At 57.2% G+C, this 14529-nt stretch carries 17 protein-coding genes; 7 read left to right on the plus strand and 10 right to left on the minus strand.

Annotated features, from left to right (window positions below; translation table 11 throughout):
* Positions 1 to 206 precede the first annotated feature (206 nt).
* Entirely contained in the window at positions 207 to 1397 is a 1191-nt protein-coding gene (locus tag RYH80_RS18960) for an MBL fold metallo-hydrolase (protein WP_370905855.1), read from the plus strand.
* A gap of 106 nt (positions 1398 to 1503) precedes the next feature.
* Here RYH80_RS18960 and RYH80_RS18965 read toward each other — a convergent pair whose 3' ends face one another.
* From RYH80_RS18965 to RYH80_RS18975, 4 genes are all read right to left on the minus strand, one after another.
* Positions 1504 to 2535 carry a sulfite exporter TauE/SafE family protein gene (locus RYH80_RS18965; protein WP_370905664.1) on the minus strand — a complete coding sequence of 344 codons (1032 nt, stop codon included), beginning with the start codon at positions 2533 to 2535 and terminating at the stop codon, positions 1504 to 1506.
* Position 2536: 1 nt separating this feature from the next.
* Positions 2537 to 2683 (minus strand): DUF7512 family protein, encoded by a 147-nt coding sequence (locus RYH80_RS20180; protein ID WP_489753337.1) that lies wholly within the window; start codon positions 2681 to 2683, stop codon positions 2537 to 2539.
* A gap of 362 nt (positions 2684 to 3045) precedes the next feature.
* The gene (locus tag RYH80_RS18970) at positions 3046 to 3627 is read right to left on the minus strand and encodes a DsrE/DsrF/DrsH-like family protein (protein WP_370905665.1); all 582 of its coding nucleotides are present in this window, start codon (positions 3625 to 3627) and stop codon (positions 3046 to 3048) included.
* Position 3628: 1 nt separating this feature from the next.
* Positions 3629 to 3874 carry a sulfurtransferase TusA family protein gene (locus RYH80_RS18975; RefSeq protein ID WP_370905666.1) on the minus strand — a complete coding sequence of 82 codons (246 nt, stop codon included), beginning with the start codon at positions 3872 to 3874 and terminating at the stop codon, positions 3629 to 3631.
* 237 nt (positions 3875 to 4111) lie between these two features.
* Here RYH80_RS18975 and RYH80_RS18980 point away from each other — a divergent pair, with 237 nt between their 5' ends.
* The gene (locus RYH80_RS18980; RefSeq protein ID WP_370905857.1) at positions 4112 to 4609 is read left to right on the plus strand and encodes a YeeE/YedE family protein; all 498 of its coding nucleotides are present in this window, start codon (positions 4112 to 4114) and stop codon (positions 4607 to 4609) included.
* The gene (locus RYH80_RS18985) at positions 4606 to 5067 is read left to right on the plus strand and encodes a DUF6691 family protein (protein ID WP_370905667.1); all 462 of its coding nucleotides are present in this window, start codon (positions 4606 to 4608) and stop codon (positions 5065 to 5067) included. The genes RYH80_RS18980 and RYH80_RS18985 overlap by 4 nt, the downstream gene beginning before the upstream one ends.
* A gap of 420 nt (positions 5068 to 5487) precedes the next feature.
* Here the strand turns inward: RYH80_RS18985 and RYH80_RS18990 are convergent, their stop codons facing one another.
* The 5 genes from RYH80_RS18990 to RYH80_RS19010 form a co-directional block, all read right to left on the minus strand.
* The gene (locus tag RYH80_RS18990; RefSeq protein WP_370905668.1) at positions 5488 to 5709 is read right to left on the minus strand and encodes a YgaP family membrane protein; all 222 of its coding nucleotides are present in this window, start codon (positions 5707 to 5709) and stop codon (positions 5488 to 5490) included.
* Between the two features lie 220 nt (positions 5710 to 5929).
* Positions 5930 to 6325 (minus strand): helix-turn-helix domain-containing protein, encoded by a 396-nt coding sequence (locus tag RYH80_RS18995; RefSeq protein ID WP_370905669.1) that lies wholly within the window; start codon positions 6323 to 6325, stop codon positions 5930 to 5932.
* 79 nt (positions 6326 to 6404) lie between these two features.
* On the minus strand, positions 6405 to 7541 hold the full coding sequence (locus tag RYH80_RS19000) for an aminotransferase class V-fold PLP-dependent enzyme (protein ID WP_370905670.1): 1137 nt from the start codon (positions 7539 to 7541) through the stop codon (positions 6405 to 6407).
* A gap of 254 nt (positions 7542 to 7795) precedes the next feature.
* Entirely contained in the window at positions 7796 to 8512 is a 717-nt protein-coding gene (locus RYH80_RS19005; RefSeq protein WP_370905671.1) for a type 1 glutamine amidotransferase, read from the minus strand.
* A 170-nt stretch (positions 8513 to 8682) separates the two neighbouring features.
* Positions 8683 to 9591, minus strand: a complete 909-nt coding sequence (locus tag RYH80_RS19010; protein WP_370905672.1) for a ZIP family metal transporter — start codon at positions 9589 to 9591, stop codon at positions 8683 to 8685.
* Between the two features lie 804 nt (positions 9592 to 10395).
* Between RYH80_RS19010 and RYH80_RS19015 the strand changes: the two genes are divergently transcribed.
* Both RYH80_RS19015 and RYH80_RS19020 read left to right on the plus strand, forming a co-directional pair.
* Positions 10396 to 10935, plus strand: coding sequence for a class I SAM-dependent methyltransferase (locus RYH80_RS19015; protein WP_370905673.1), 540 nt, complete (start codon positions 10396 to 10398; stop codon positions 10933 to 10935).
* A gap of 135 nt (positions 10936 to 11070) precedes the next feature.
* Positions 11071 to 11562 carry a ferritin-like domain-containing protein gene (locus RYH80_RS19020; RefSeq protein ID WP_370905674.1) on the plus strand — a complete coding sequence of 164 codons (492 nt, stop codon included), beginning with the start codon at positions 11071 to 11073 and terminating at the stop codon, positions 11560 to 11562.
* A gap of 97 nt (positions 11563 to 11659) precedes the next feature.
* Here the strand turns inward: RYH80_RS19020 and RYH80_RS20185 are convergent, their stop codons facing one another.
* A complete protein-coding gene (locus tag RYH80_RS20185; RefSeq protein WP_489753338.1) occupies positions 11660 to 12154 on the minus strand; it encodes a DUF8073 family membrane protein in 495 nt (164 codons plus the stop codon).
* On the opposite strand from RYH80_RS20185, the gene RYH80_RS19030 reads away from it, so the two are divergent.
* The gene (locus RYH80_RS19030) at positions 12093 to 13535 is read left to right on the plus strand and encodes a cytochrome ubiquinol oxidase subunit I (protein ID WP_370905676.1); all 1443 of its coding nucleotides are present in this window, start codon (positions 12093 to 12095) and stop codon (positions 13533 to 13535) included. The genes RYH80_RS20185 and RYH80_RS19030 overlap by 62 nt on opposite strands.
* Entirely contained in the window at positions 13528 to 14529 is a 1002-nt protein-coding gene (locus tag RYH80_RS19035; protein WP_370905677.1) for a cytochrome d ubiquinol oxidase subunit II, read from the plus strand. Before RYH80_RS19030 ends, RYH80_RS19035 begins: the two co-directional genes overlap by 8 nt.

Here is a 14529-nt window from a genome sequence, read left to right on the forward strand (position 1 = left end):
GATCTCCTACTACTCTCATGAGTGTAGGAATGAGCAATTACCACACTACAGTGACCGGGGGACCACCCCATTTCACGCAGCCTATTGCCACTTCTCGCCATTGAGTAGTGTACTTTGGCACGGCCTTCTGGTCTGCATCTGTTTCCACTAGTATTGTAATTCACCCACAATTCTTAACTACCTCCCGGCCCCACGTGTCGGTGGAGATGAACCCAGACGACTTTCCGACGCCGGATGTCGACGTTCCGTCGACCGCGGCGTCCGAACTCAGACAGTCGATTACCGACGGCGATAGCGTGGCCGTTCTCGACACACGGAACGATTCTGACTTCCAAGAGTGGCACGTAGACGGTCCAAACGTCGAGATCGAGAACGTTCCCTATTACGAGTTCCTCGGCGAGGAGGTTGACGAGGCACTCCTTGATCGGGTACCGGTCGGTGACCCGTTGGTAGTCTTGTGTGCGAAAGGCGGCGCGAGTGAGTACGTTGCTGGTGAGTTGATCGAGGCTGGCCGAGATGTCGTCCATCTGGACGGGGGGATGGAGGCATGGGCACGAATATACGAGCGTATCAAAATCGAAGACTATGATGGTCCTGGAGCAGTCTATCAGTACCACCGTCCCTCCTCAGGCTGTCTCGGCTACCTCGTTGTTTCCGATGGGGAGGCAGCGGTGATCGACCCGTTGCGGTCGTTCACCGATCGGTACGTGGATGATGCCGCAGCGCTGGATGCAGAGCTTGTGTACGCGCTGGACACACACGTGCACGCAGACCACGTCAGTGGTGTCCGTGATCTGAATGAGACAAGTGTGGGTGTGATTCCTGCTGAGGCCGTCCCACGAGGCGTCACTTACGATGAGGAGGTGTCGACCGCCGCTGACGGCGACACGTTCTCTATCGGCAATGTTGAAATCGAGACAGTGCACACGCCGGGTCACACTTCTGGGATGACCTCGTATCTCGTCGGTGACTCGCTGCTGGCGACAGGTGACGGACTGTTCATTGAGAGTGTTGCTCGCCCGGATCTTGAAGAAGGGGACGAGGGGGCGCCTGACGCAGCTCGACAACTGTATGAGACTCTCCAAGAGCGTATCCTGTCACTTGACGACGACGTGTTGATCGGAGGTGCACACGTCAGCGACGCCGCAGAACCGGCTGCCGACGGGAGCTACACCGCACCGCTCGGCCAACTCGTCGAGGAGATGGACGCACTGACGTACGAGAAAGGCGAGTTCGTCGAGACAGTATTGGCTGACATGCCGCCCCGTCCAGCAAACTACGAGGACATTATCGCAACTAATCTCGGCAAACAGACAGTGGACGATCAAGAAGCCTTCCGGCTTGAACTTGGCCCGAACAACTGCGCTGCAAGCCAGGAGTCGATGGCAGGCGACTAGCTCACGTTCAATTTCTGTCGCTTTTTGTAGGATGACTAAACTTCTAAGTAAATGAGCCAGTGAAGTGTTGAGTAGTTGAACTGACTAATGTGGTACGACGAGCTGTTTAGTCGGCGGCCCGTGTCGTGTCTGTCCGCTCGCCTGTGCGGAGTTCGCGGACGGAATTGACAACGATCGCTCCGCTGACAAGCAGTGCTGCTCCGACGATAACAACGAGCGCGACTGTGTCCAACACGGGGGCGTCGACTACACCACCAACCTGCCGAATCGCGACCGCAATAGCACCGAGCAATAACATTACCCCGAAGTACACCTGAATATCGTCCTCCTCAACGACGCTCGTTGCGGCTGCACCTAGCCGCGCGCCCAGCGCTGACCCGCTCAGCAGTGGGACGACAATCGTGAGGTCAACTGCTCCGTCGAGTGCGTAAAGGAAGCTCCCGATCCCGCCAGAAAACACGATTTCGAACAGATCTGTCCCGACAGCGACTGGTACCGGGACACCGACGAGATAGAATAATGCCGGCATCCTGATGAAGCCGCCGCCAACGCCGAGGAACCCTGATAAAAGTCCGGTCGCGAACGCGACGAACAAGACCATCCACAGTGAGACGACGACTCCGCCACGTAACTCTAGCATCGGTGGTACTTGATACGACTGAATCTTCTGTGCGACCGGTGGGAGCTCTCTGTCGTCGGACGAGTCGGCGTCCTCGCTGGGACCAAACCCGCCGCTACCCTCACCGAGCGCGCGGTACGTGACGAAGGCTCCGATTCCGCCAAGAAGGCCGATGTACGACACGTTGACGATTACATTAGCAAGTCCAATTCGCTGGAGCCAGTGGAGGCCGATCTTCCCCACCTCGATTCCGGCAGTGGTGCCGACGATCATTGAGACGCCCAGTTTGTAGTCGACCTGCCCAAGATCGCGGTGCTTCAGCGTCGCGATCACAGACGTTCCGAACACGAACGCTAGTCCGGAGGCGACTGCTACATCCGTCTCGTACCCCATCACGAGCAGCGCGGGTGTGACAAGGAACGATCCACCCATCCCAAAGAAGCCGAACAAAAGTCCAACAAGGAGCCCAAACCCAGCAAACGTGCCGAGCAGACTCACCGCAACACCGAGCAGCTCCATATCACTGGCCCTCCAATGTGCGTGCCAGCCAGGGACCGATGACCCGTTCCAAGGCGCCATAGCCGAGGTACAACACCAACGCCTCGATAAGCACTGCACCGATGACAACACCTGCCTGCGTTACCGCGGCTGACTCAACACCCAGCATCGGTACCCCGTTCGATCGCTGCCGTAGTATTGTTAGTTCGCTGCATATCCGATAGTTGTCGCGGGTGCCTATAACAGTGTTGGACCAAACCCACAATACTATATTCCCGTGTCTGATGGGTACCCTCTCATAAGTTATCGGGTTGTTATTCAGGAAGCGACAGCGGTGTTGCCCCGCATATTGTGCTTCTAGGTTGATCCTGTCACGCGCGTGACGCGGGGTGCGAAATCAATTCTCAACTAGTACCCCAATCTTGAGAGTACGGATAACCGTGTACTATTATCCGACAACTGCTGAGGGTGCAACAGACTGAGCCGCCGCCTCGCGACTAACTACTTCTAGGAAGACCGTGTCGTGGAGACTCAGACGAGAAGTTGCACGTCTGCGTTAGCCATCTCTTGGAACGCGGTTGCGGCACCTACACCCGTCGTGACACCATCGAAGAACTCTGTCTCGTCGTAGTCGAACAGGTCCATCGTCATCTGACACGCCTGTAAATCGACGCCAGCGTCCAACGAGGTCTCAATCAGCTCTTCGATGCTAGCGACATTCTCATCGTCGATCTTCTGGCGCATCATCCGGCTCGTCACGGCGTCCATCCCGGGCAACGCCGCGACGGCGTTAGGCACCGAAAGGTTAGGATTGCCGACCGCTGACATCGATAGGTCGCTTGCGTGGTCCTCGTGGAGGATCTCTAGTCCCCAGAACGTGTGGAACACGGTCACATCATAGCCGAACGCCGCGGCTGTTGACGCGAGAATCAATGGCGGGTACGCCATATCGAGAGTGCCTTGCGTGGCGACAATCACCATCTTATCTTGTGTCTGAGCGGCGGCGATATCCTCCTCGAGTTCTGCCAGCTCATCCTCCAACTCAGCGACGCGGGCAGCCAACTCCGCCCGAGTTGGTCCGTCGCTCGGCCCGCTCGGAGTGTCGGTACTCATATCAGGCTGTCCGCCGGATGTAGTGGCGGTAGATATCGCCGTCCTCGTTCTGGTCCACTAGTTCGAACTCGTCGGCAGAGTCTGCCCACCCCGCGATGTCGCTCATGCTCCCGGGGTCAGTCGCGAGCACCTCTAATACCTCATCCGTGCTCAATTGGTCGACCGCTTGTTTGGTCTTGATCACCGGCATCGGGCAGTTCTGACCCTGTACGTCAAGCGTCTCTGTCGCGTCGACAGTCGAACTCATCCACCCGGTTGTTATTCGGGCGGTAATATAACTTTGTCGACTGTATTGTGGGTTTCTCACCATCTAGCATCCGTTCTTATCGGGCTGCATTCCATATATGGGGCATCAGAGGCTCAGAGACCGGATATCTGGACTGTGATGCATTGAGAGCGTTGTGGATGTGAAGGCTTATTGCAACGCAGGAACAAAGACGAGTCACATGCAGGTGACGCACACAGGGAGGACGATGGAACCGTGGTGACGAGCGTCCTTGCGCAACTCGGCGGCTTTGATGTGTTGTTCCCACGCGGCATTAGTCGATATGCCGTTGGTGGGTTGTTAGTGGCAACAGGGATCGGTGTGATCTATGTTGCGACGGCCATCTCCCCCGGTAACAGCACGTTTCTAGAGACGACGCTGTCGTATGTCTCCGACCAGTCACGGTTCCAACAGAGTCGGTTCGTTGAATCGCGTGACTGGCGAGTCGTGTTTGCTGTCAGTATCGTCGCGGGCGCAGCACTGTGGGGACTAATATTAGATCCCGGTCCGTTCCTCACTGAGGTCCAGCCCTGGCGGCTGTTCGTTGGTGGAACTCTCGTCGGAATCGGCACTCGGATCGGGAAAGGTTGCACAGCCGGCCACGGTGTCTGTGGACTCGGCTCGGGATCACAGACCTCGATCCTCAACGTCATCTTGTTCGTCGGGGTCGCGATTGCAACCGCTGCCGTCGTCGCTGCACTGGGGGTAACACCGTGAGCGACCGTCACCCGCTATTCTACCCGCTGATTGTCCTTGGCGGGCTGATCGAGGGATTCGGACTCGCATACAGCGGGATGGCACGCCCAGAGGTCGTGCTTGACTTCCTCCAGTTTGACGACCTCGGACTGGTGTTCGTGATGGGCGGTGCGGCGGTCGTGTCAAGCTTGTTCTTCTTCATCGTCCCCAGACTCCGCGATCGCGCCCCGCTGACTGGCGACACGTACGGTCGTCGACTGAAGTCGATGGATCGCAACGTCGCTGTCGGCGGCATCGTCTTCGGCGTCGGTTGGGGACTGTCGGGGATCTGTCCGGGTGCAGCATACGCGAGTTTGGGCGTGGGGAACATTACAATCCTGTGGGCGCTCGCCGGGATGTTCCTTGGTGCATACCTCCAGGGTGTCTGGCGGTCCCGCGAAAGCGAGCGCGGAGCTGCACCCACGGCAACTGGCGACTGACTCAGTCGGTGAAAGACTTGTAGCCAAGATTCTCCGTCACCAATTTGCCTGTCCGCCGGTTTTTATTCCCCTGCCCGTCGCTGGCCCCTTCTAGATATCTGGACAGAGCTTCTCGGTGAGCCTTGCTGTACAAACACTATTGGGAATAGTGGTGTTCGTCCGGTTCCTCGCTTTATTAAGTTCTTTTTGACACGGTAAATCGAAGCGGATCACATGCACGTGCCACGAAAGCCGGAGACTGATTTGCACCGACTATTCTATGATTAAGCCAACCGTCTGTTACTAACCCAATTTTACACGTGAGCAAGACGAGTACTCTGGGCTTGACCCGAGGCTGTTCACGAACCTACCCTCTCTATGGGAAGAAGCCTCGGGGCTTACTCCCGAGGTACTTCACGACTCCACCTAGCCGACTTGCAGTCAGCGTCTGTTCCCGCGCGTACCGATGCCAAGGACATTATACAGCGGGCAAACGTTCACAGTCCCAGTCACCAACAATACGAGTGCCAGCACACCCAGGATTGGCGACACTACCGCCGGCAATGCCACCGTCTGTGTCAGTATGGCTAGCGATAATGCACCGGCCACTGCGCCCACAAGTACTCGTACTGTTCCGTCGGAACCGCCTACGTTCTTTTCCATATATGACAATACTCCCACAAGCACCTGAAAACCCGACTACCGGCAACAATTGCAGGCTAAATGCCCAATACTCTTGCAGGCTAAATGGAAAAGTTTGATATCGGGAGGTATCAGATCTTACCGTCCATCATCACTAGCAGCGATTCCTGTACAGGTCACAGAAACCCAAGATAGCAGTTGACGATAGCCGATCAACAGCTTCTATGATTCGCGATATCAGTCAGCTGTTCGCGACCACCGGTGGTTCATCGAATTCATCACGATACCTGTTGATTAACTGTCCTACCTGCGCGTACCAGTCGTTAAGCATCCGGTTCAACTCATCTGCGACTTCGTCAGGGTTAGTCAGCGTGAACACGTGGTAATAGCCTCCCTGATCGTAGTTGATTTGTTCGCGTTCCACAAACCCGGTGTCAACAAGCCGCCGCACTGATCGGTATGCAGTTGAGCGTTCTCGATCAATTCGCTCCGCGATTTCGTCAACGGTTAATGCTTCTTCGGCTGACGCCAACTCGTCAAAGACAACGCGGTCAAGTTCCTTCAACCCGTAGAAACACTCCAGCAGTCCTTCGCACTCTAGGTCCTCTTGGAGGTAGTCGTCAATTGAATTGGCCATACCAGAGCGTATATCTCGTGGCGTCAAAAGGCTTGTGCGTTTCGTGAACAACTGGACAAGACCGCCGATAATGGGCACCCTACCGATCGGTCGGTGTCGACTTATCAAGTTCCCGCGCAAGCCGATCTACCTCAGTTGCTGTATTAACAGCGTGAATCGATGCTCGGACAGCGTCGGGGTCCGATAGCGATCTGATGGTGATTCCAGCGCCCCCAAGCCGTTCGACAGTCGCCTGTGGGTCTGGCACGTCGATCGTGACGAGCCCGGACTCCGCCGGCGTTGGCGTCAGCAGTTGCTTGTCCGGCACCGCATCGGTGAACCGTTCGGTTAGTGCGGTAATTCGGTCGCGAATCGTGGTGATTCCAACTTCACGGATCGTGTCCATTGCCTCTGACAACGCAACGTGTGGTGCGGGGTTCGCTGATCCCACCTCAAACCGTTCGGCGCCCGGCGCGAACGACACCGATGAACCGCTTGCGTCGTTGACGCTTCGGTAGCCCACCCGTCTGGGTGCGAGTTCGTCTGCCACTGCATGATCAACATAGAGGAACCCGCCACCCCACAGCCCAAGAAGCCACTTATGACCGGCTGCCGCGACCGCATCCGCGTCCCACACGTCGACATCCGACTCGGCCTGTCCAGGGACCTGTACTGCGTCGACGAGCGCGAGCGCGCCTGCATCATGTGTGATCTTGACCAACTCAGTGACGGGAAGCTGAGTACCATGGGTCCACGTGATCGCACTGAAACACGCTAGCTTCGCGTCTGCAACTGCATCAGCAAACGCATCACGGTTAATGCGTCCACCTTCTGTTGGGACAGTTCTAACCTCGACACCCGCACGCTCTAACCGTCGCCATGGGAGTGTTCCGGCAGGGTGTTCAAGATCGGTCCTGACGACCACATCCCCATCCTCCCAGGAGATACCGTCTGCGACCGCGTTGATTCCGGCAGTCGTTGATTCTGTTAGCGCGATCTCCGCGGGTGCAGCGTTTATGAACCGGGCCACCCGCTCGCGCACCTCGTCGTATGTGTCGAACGCGTGCTGATACGGGTCGCTCGCTGCCGGTACAGTAAACTCATGATCGGCAAGAAATGACTCTGCCCGCTCGACAACATATCGTGGGCTTGGCCCGTGGGCGCCGTAATTAAAGTATGCTTCCTCGCTAAGCGCTGGCACGTCTGCACGGAGTTCCATCGGCGTGAGTCCACTCATTGCACCCACCATCCCTGTATGCTCATATCTATGATGATGGCGTCTAAACTGATAAAATTGTCCACTATACACAGTTCCACATCGAAGCGACATCACGCCTGCTCCCGGGCGGGCTCGGCAAATGTCATTCGGAACAGCTGTGATCGGTCAGTCGCCCCCGTCGGTGATGCATATATACCACGTACAACTGCGGGTGGACGGAGTACATGAGTACTATCAGTAACGTGAACTCAACAAGTTGGATTGATCTGTAGCTAGCAGGTGGGACATGACTGGCGAGTTGGCTGGTGGGTCTCTGTCAGTGAGACGAAGTTGTCGAATACACGTGCGGCAACTGCAGCTTCATCTACGGCCGCCTCGGTGATTTCCTCTTGTAGCGCTTGAATCCGGTCCTGTGAGAAGTCTTTGCCCTCAACAACCCACTCGGCGGTCTGTCGGTCGTACTCTGGGTGAAATTGAACACCGTATGAGTGATCGACACGGAACGCTTGGATACCGTAATCGTTGTGTGCCAGCTCGACCGCGCCACACGGGAGTTCGGCGACCCGGTCCGAATGTGTCTGGAAGGCAGTAAATGACTGTGGGATATCGTCAAATAGTGGATCTGTGCCAAGACGTCGAACAGGCTGATAGCCGATCTCGTACTGACCCATGTCTACGACGCGCCCACCGAGTGCTTGTGCGATGAACTGGTGCCCCCAACAGATACCAAGAGTCGGGACACCGCTCCGGTGAACCTGTCGGAACCATTCAGTTAACTCGTGGATCCAGTCTGCATCGTCGTAAACAGCCGTCTGTGACCCGCTAATCACGATACCGCTGTAGTCCCACTTCGACGCTGTTGGTGACGGCGGTATCCGTCCTTCACTTGCTTTGTATACGTCCGTCCGTGTGTCGATCTCTCTCGTCAGATTCCGTTCTGCTGGTGTATCTCCGAGTGACGCGTCAACCACCGCAATCGCCTGTGCCATATGTGACAGCACAATGGCTGAGGCTATATTGGTTTCTTAGTATTGTACAACAGTCGCACTCACGGGGGCAGACAGAACCCGGTCCCATTTGACTCCAATTGCATAGTGGAGACGAGTGCTACAGGCATGTGTTCCGACTTTGAGAAGTTTAATACGGTGGAAGAATGCTATCAGAACATTAACAGTGGGAGCATCAACAGAACGCCAGCGATAGTGCCGCCGGCCAGCTCTCGAAACCCACCGTTGTCAAGATTCTCTCCAAGCTCCAGCGCTTCAGGAAGGAACTCGGAGACAACGAGGAACACCATCGCGCCAGCGGCGAACCCGAATCCAAACGGAAGAAACGCCCGTGCCCACGAAACGAATAGGAACGCGACAGCCGCTCCGATAGGCTGCGGGAGTGAGGAGAACACGGCCGCCGCCACCAGCCGCCAATTGTCGACGCCCATTGACCTGAGCGGAATCGACACCGCAACTCCCTCTGGGATGTTGTGGATCGAGATGGCGACTGTCATGAAGACGGCTAGCAGTGGCACCGTGACGCCGAATAGCGGGAGGCCACCGTCAAGACCCACATCTGCGAAGGAGACCCCGACAGCCACTCCCTCTGGGAACGAGTGAATTGTCAGGATACCGAAAATCAACAGGAGTTTTCTGAGATCGCCCTCCGTCACCGCTGTCGAGATCAGTTGTGTCTCTTCTTCCACCTCACTGCTGTTCGTCCGTGTCTGTGGTGTTTCTTTGGTCGTCACGTCCGCCTCGCTCGGCTGTGGTGTCGTGGACAGACCATCGAGATCGACGCGCTCAATCACCGCGTCAGCGGCGACGACGAGCGCGACTCCAGCAGCGACACCGGCCACGAGGAGCACTGGGAGTCCAGTCGAGGCGTTTAGTCCCTCGACAACGAGCCCAAACCCCGACGCGGCGAGCATGATTCCGGAAGCGAGCCCCCACAGGACAATGTTCCACCGGTCGCCGATCTCCTTGATAAAAAAGAACGGCACTGCGCCTAGTCCAGTGGCGAGAGCAGTTGCGAGACCCGCGAAGAAAACGAGCGCGACGCTACCGGGGGTCACCACGATGCGACACCTCCCCGAACGCTATCGCTCGTCGAAACGTCCCGACGGTGAACGAGGCCGTCGCCGAACTGTATGGCATTGTCCACAGTCCGAAATACTACCTGGAGACAAAAGATATTTTTGATTCACAAAATTTCCTTTTGGCTCGCCTAATCGCTCGTCGCCGAGAGGGGTAGGTCAAGACAGCGTGGGCGACACGATCACATTGACACACAGGCCGTGCGTCGGCGGGATTCTACCAGCAGTAAATTTGCAATCATAGTTTTATAATGTGATCGCCCCAAAAGGTATCGGCCCTGTCCAAACTACCTCCTCGTATATACTTGTTAATTGTTTTGCAATGATGCTACTTCGGCATTTAACTTCTTTTGAAACACCAAAATAACCTGCTAGTGAGTAGTTGCGCCGGGTCCACCTGGTAGTACCCAACTGGCGGACAATCTCACCACTGCCGACAGCATTATAGTACAGTAAGTGCAATATTGGGGTGCCTGTCACGGTGGCTCGTTGCCTGGAAGCGGCCGTCCCACAACTGTGACAGGTATTTCAGCGTGCCCGAGTTCCTGAGTCATCTTCGGACACGGCGGTCGTGAGGGACCCCCTGGCCCCATCACGACCGTTTCCCCCCGAACAACACGCTTCAATGTCTTTACCTATGTGAATGAAGTGTGTTAGTTAGTTGCTGCTCCCGCTCAGCAGGCCCAGCACCTGTGATGCAGCTGGAGGCGAATTCTTTGTTGTGAATCTTGTGAAATAGTGGGTTTTTCATACTCGTGTAACAGTAGACCGTCTAGGTCACTGACTATGGAAGAACACATTATTGACGCAGAGAGGGCGGAGGTGCTTGAGGATGAAACCAGATATCAGGCTGTCTCACGAGAGGAGATCCTGCGAATAGTTGATAGTGATGATGTAGTTGTAGATATTGGCTCTGGAACTGGGTTCTTTACTGACGATTTAGCGACACATGCACAGAGAGTGTTCGCTGTTGACTTTCAAGACGAAATGCACGAATATTATAAAAAGAAAGGCATCCCGGGCAACGTTCAGACAATTCAGTCAAAAGCATCCCAAGTCGACATCACAGGGGTTGATGTAATCGTCTCACTTTTCTCTTTCCACGAAATTGATATTGATAGCTCAATAGAGAAATTCAATAATATGGTGGGAGAGTCGGCACAGGTTCTAATAGTTGACTGGAGCAAAAATGCCGAAACAGATGAAATCCCCCCACGTGAGAAACTATTCACTGCGACGGAAGCCGCAGATGCACTTGCGGATCAGTTCACTGTACAAGTGGCTGATGAACGGTATAACACATTCAGCGTGCTTGCAACACAGTAGTTGGTGTACGATCGATAAACCGCGGAGTGGCTGATCACAGATGCTGATCAACGAGAGTGCTTCTCACACTACAGCCAATGGTTTGGCGCATGCCAAGCGAGTCCTCAACCGTTGCGCCGACATAGTGGGAATGTAATGGCAACAGAAGACGAGACGAGAAACAGTAAACCGACCCAAGACGGTACGGTCGTGGAGTTGTTACAGAGTGCGTATCTTGAAGAGTTGGAGACGGTGATCAACTACCAGACGAACGCGATCGTACTCGATGGTATCCGCGCAGAGGAAATCAAAGAGAGTCTTCGCGGTGATATTCAAGAAGAGCTGGCCCACGCCGACCGGCTCGGACAACGACTCAAGCAGTTGGATGCACAACCACCAGGGTCCGCCGAGTTCGAAGCCGTCCAGATGTCGCTCCAGCCGCCTGCTGACTCGACAGACGTCCTCGCGGTAATCGACGGTGTCCTCGACGCTGAGGAAGATGCAATCGCGACATACCGCGAACTCGTTGACGCCGCTGACGCAGCCAACGACCCGGTGACGGAGGACCTCGCCGTCGAGATTCTCGGTGACGAGGAGGCACACCGGACGGAGTTCCGCGGCTTCGCGAAAGAGTACCGGTCTGAGTGACCTACCGGACGTGACGGAGTGCCAGTCGGAGTGATCTGTCGAGTGTGACGGCGGGTACCAGAGGGCACTTGTGAAGGGCAATAGTACGCAAAGCGGATCACTCGCCGACCGAATTCCAGTTCCGGTACAGCGCGACACCGAACCCGACGACAATGCCGCCGACTCCGATCTGCCGTCCGACCGTCCCGAAGTCGCCCGCGGCAGCCGCCACGATAGCTCTGACGCTCATCACGATCCCCACGATCGAAACGAGAGCGAGTACGATGTGTGGCGTATCCATATGCTTTCTACCGACCGAACAGGCGAGAGTCTGTTGTTGGTGTGTGCCAACTGGTAGCCGCCGAGAGACTAGGGTTGAGTCACACGGGATTCCGAGAAGCCGAGAGAATGCCATAGCCTGTGGACGCAACCCACAGAGACGTATCGCCATCATTGGGTTGGCACACGCCAACCGTGGGTGTAGGTGACTCTGCACGTCACATGATCGTACGGGGACGACTGCGGTTCGCCGTCTCCGGAGGTGATCCACGATGATTGATCCAGTCGTCGCCAGTCGGTTACAGTTCGCTCTCACGACGATCGTCCACATCATCTTCCCGGTCGTGAGTATGGGGCTCGCACCGTTCCTGATCTACGTCACCTGGCGTGACGTGCGTGGTGGGCCTGCAGTCTACGAGCAGCTGCGCCGGTTCTGGACCAAGATCTTCGCCGTCTCGTTCGTTGTCGGGACCGTCACGGGGATTGTCCTTGAGTTCGAGTTCGGGACGAACTTCGCGGCATTCTCGACGACGGCCGGGGAACTGTTCGGTGGCCCGCTCGCAGTCGAGGGGATGATGGCCTTCATGTTGGAGGCGACGTTCCTCGGGATCTTCGTGTTCGGGCGAGACAGAGTCTCCGACAGACTGTACCTCGTGTCGAGTCTCGCCGTCGGAGTCGGAACGTGGCTCTCTGCCGTGTGGATCCTGATCGCCAACTCGTGGATGCAGACGCCTCGTGGATTCGAACTAGTGACTGAGAACGGACGCCAGATCGTCCATCTCGTCGACCCCGTCGCGGCGTATCTCAACCCTCGCTTCGGGTTCATGTACGTCCACATGCAGAACGCCGCCGTCGAGTCCGTCGCACTCTTGATGGCCGGGATCGCTGCGTACCACCTCCACCGTCATTACGTTCGCGGAGTGACGACGGACTCCATCGCCTTCTGGGAGAAGACGCTGAAGCTCGCGCTTGTCGCACTGTTGATTACGGCTCCGCTTCAGGTGGTACACGGTGATCTCTACGCCCGACACGTGTACGAGACGCAGCCCCAGAAGTTCGCCGCGATGGAGGCTGTCTGGGACACGGAGACGTACGTGCCAGAGTACCTCGTCGCGGTGCCGACCGACCTTGACCAACTGACGAACCCACGTGCGAAGGAGCTGTTCGGACTCGGCATTCCTGGAGGTGCATCGTGGCTCGCGAGTGGTGGCGACCCGACGGCAGAGATACGTGGGCTGAACGCCTTTGAGTCGGAGGCACCGCCAGTGGCTATCGTGTTTTGGTCGTTCCGTGCGATGGTCGGACTGGGATTCTGGTTCATCCTGCTGGCGTTCTGGGGTGGCTACCGGTGGCTCACCGGTGGGCTCCGGGAGGATGGACTGTACCACCTCTCACTGATGGGGTCGAGTGTCTTGGGAATCGTGGCCGTCGAACTCGGGTGGGTGGTCACAGAAGTGGGACGACAGCCGTGGGTTATTCAGGGTGTGATGAAGACGAGCGACGGTGTCTCGCCGGGGCTGACTGGTAGTGAGGCCCTCGTGACTCTTCTCGGGTTTGTCAGCGTATACGCCACGCTCTTAGGGCTGTACACGTACGTCGTGGCGCGAATCGTCCGCGACGGCCCGCCCACCGGTGAGGAGCTTGAGACGCCCGTCACGAGCCACGACGAGCAGCCGCCGGCAGAGCCGACGACTGGGGTGGCGAGTGATGATTAGCGTCGGAGAACTTGCTGCAGGTCCGCTGTTTGGACTCCCGTTGTCCGATCTGTGGTTCGGACTCGTCTTCGCGATGTTGGGGACGTTCCTGTTCCTCGACGGGTTCGACTTCGGAGCCGGTGTGATCTTCGCGACACTCCCCGAGCCCACACAGCGAGAGACGGTCCTCGCGGCGATCGGTCCGTTCTGGGACGGCAACGAGGTCTGGCTCGTCGTGTTCGGCGGGGCACTGTTCGCGGCGTTCCCACCGGTGTACGCGGCGCTGTTCAGCCGTCACTATCTGCTGATGTTCGCGATCCTCGGAGCACTGCTTCTCCGAGGACTCGCCCCGGAGATGTACGAACAGCGGTCGGACGAGCGCTGGCAGCGATGGTGGGGACGGTCGTTCGTCGCCGGAAGCCTCGCAGCCCCGTTCACCTTGGGTGTCTTTGTCGGCAACTGGGTCGTCGGGAGCGCTCGGTCTCTCACTCTCGTCGGACTCGTCGCCGGTGTGACGGTCGCGACACTGACCCTCGTTTCCGGGGCGGCATTTCTCCGGGTGAAAGCCGGGAGCCACCTCCCCGATCGCGTCGGCCGGATCGGACGTGGGGCGGTCGTCGTCTATCTACTCACCGTGGTCGCGACACTGGCTGTCGTGACCGCTCGACTCCCCGGTAGCGTTGACACCGTCGTGACACCTCCGGTCGTCGGACTCGTCCTTGCGTCGGTGGGACTCGCCTGGGTGTACTTCCGTGCACTCGGACGTGGAGCAGACCACACTGCACTCGGATCGGCGGCGGGGTTGAGTTACGGGCTGGTGGCCGTCGTCGCGCTACTCACATACCCGACGATCGACCGCGCGAGTGGACTCACCGTCGAGACTGCAATCGTCTCGACACTCCCATTGAACCTGATGTCCATCGGCGCCGCCCTGTTGTTGCCACTCGTCGTGACGTACTTCGTCGTCCTTTACTCGGCGTTCGCCGGGCCAGTTCGACCCGAGGAGGTGCACTGA

It is taken from the genome of Halobaculum sp. MBLA0147 (assembly GCF_041361345.1).
In the GTDB taxonomy this organism is placed as follows: domain Archaea; phylum Halobacteriota; class Halobacteria; order Halobacteriales; family Haloferacaceae; genus JAHENP01.